Below are 1,931 nucleotides of genomic sequence, written 5' to 3' on the forward strand. Positions count from 1 at the left end.
GGCGTCACGTTCGGCGGCACGCTGAGGAGCATCGCGTTCTTGTGCGCGTCGTATCCCTTGACCAGCAGGATGTCCTGGCCCACGGTGTCCAGGCGGTACTTGTTGACGCCGCTTGCGCTCATCCAGAAGCTCGAGCGGTCGTGCCGGGCGCTGATGTTGCCGTAGCTCAACCCGCCGATGCCGTACAGGTGCTGCACGTGGCGAAAGTCCTCGGGCGGCAGGATCTCCTGGATGGGAAACGGCGCCGGCAGCAGCTCCAGCTCACCCAGCCGGCGGCTGGCGCGCCGGATCTGTTCCACGGCCTCGTCCCCACCCCACAGATCCTCAGGCAGGTCCGTTTCGAAGAGGTTGTCAATGACCAGGTTCGACGAGGCCAGAGGGTGCAGCCGCTCGTACAGGCGCTGGAAGTACGTCGCGTCGTCGGCTTCGTGTTCCACGCTGTAGTAGCCCTGTTCCAGCGTGACGAAGTAGGTGTCCACCCGTCCGTTGTTGGGGACGGCGTAAAGCAGCAGGTTCGACAGGGACCGGATGAGCAAGGGATAGCCCGCCCTGAGCACGTCCTCGGCGGGCCTGTCCGCTTCGGCCACGGAACAGACGAACGTGGCGCGGGCGCGGCGCCGGTAAGGTCGCGGCTTTTCAGTATCCACGAAGTTGAGCACGAGCCGAACGTCCCGCGAGGGCGGGTCCTCGTACACGTGGCCGCGGCGCTCCAGTTCCTGCCGGAGCCCCCGGGCCAGCCACTGCCGCACCTCCGACTGGGTATCACCAACGATGCTGAAGTTCATTTCCCCACCGGCACCCCTTCACCAGTCTTCGTCGAGATCGTCACCGCTGCTTGACGTGTCGCCGTCGAGGCCGTCGCCCCCGTCAAAGCCGTCATCGCCGCCATCGAGCCCGTCGTCACCGCCGAACCCGTCCCCACCCCAGCCTCCGCCGCCGAAGTCGGTCTCTTTGCCGCCGCTGTCCGAGCCGCCGGGCCCCGACCCGCCGGCGTCGGAGAGCGCCGAACGCAGGAGCATCACCCGGCCGAAGACCCTCGCCACGTCGCTCGACCCGCATGCCGGGCACGTGGGGGACAGCCCGGCCTCCTTCTCCGCGAGCGTGGCATACACATCGAAGCGCCGGCCGCAGCCGCTGCACCGGAACTCGTAAATCACGTCCAGCCACCCCTGACAGGACGCGCCCGCAAGGCCCTGTCCAGAATAGCCAACATTACCTTAACCGCCGGTACGGGATCTGGCAAGTTCCACGATGCCGGGACGCGAGAGCCTCCAGTCGCCCAGTTGCACCTCCACCCCCGGCCACTCCGGGCTGTGGGCCGTAATCACCTCGATTGTCTGGTCAGGCTTTGCCCCCACCAGAACCGTGTCCTCCGATTTGGTGCCCGTGATACTGGGGTTCCAGGCGAACGCCCCGGGGGCCTGGACCACCTGTACGCTGGACGGAGTCGCGAGAAACTCTCGCTCCGCGTACCCGACGGCGCCGCCCTGGTGGTGCAGCCGCCACTCGTCGGGAAAGCCCTCCCTGCGGTACGCCTCGGCGGCCGTCTCCAGGATGGCGGCAAGGCGCGTACCCGGCCGGGTCGCGTCGATCATGGCGGCGTCCACCCGGCACACAGCCTCGTGCCGGGCCCTCAGGTCGCCCGGCAGCCGGCCAAAGTAAGCGATGCGAGTCAGCGCCACGATGAGCCCGCCCCTGCGGGCGCAGACCACGACCATCACGTGGCGCTCGACCGGTTTGCCCGTGGGGATCGGGTGGCGGTACTGGCGGATACGCTCGTCCGCCGCCACCAGCAGCACCGTCGGTTCAAGCCCGCGATCCCACAGCGCCCGGCTCACCAGGCCCGCCACCTGGTACTCGGTCTGGCCGGGGGCCAGCTCGCGCAGGAGCACGCCCTCGACCGCCTCGCGGGCCTCCCGCCCCAGATCCCG

The 1,931-nt window shown here is 68.7% G+C and carries 3 protein-coding genes; all 3 read right to left on the reverse strand.

Annotation, left to right across the window (positions count from 1 at the left end; translation table 11 throughout):
• A partial coding sequence (locus AB1609_22630; GenBank protein MEW6049231.1) for a class II aldolase/adducin family protein occupies window positions 1–785 on the reverse strand: 785 nt, incomplete at its 3' end.
• Window positions 786–803: 18 nt separating this feature from the next.
• Window positions 804–1,157, reverse strand: coding sequence for a zinc ribbon domain-containing protein (locus AB1609_22635; protein ID MEW6049232.1), 354 nt, complete (start codon window positions 1,155–1,157; stop codon window positions 804–806).
• Between the two features lie 60 nt (window positions 1,158–1,217).
• The coding region (locus AB1609_22640) for a M24 family metallopeptidase (GenBank protein MEW6049233.1) at window positions 1,218–1,931 on the reverse strand (714 nt) is incomplete at its 5' end.

Source organism: Bacillota bacterium (assembly GCA_040754675.1).
In the GTDB taxonomy this organism is placed as follows: Bacteria; Bacillota; Limnochordia; order Limnochordales; family Geochordaceae; genus Geochorda.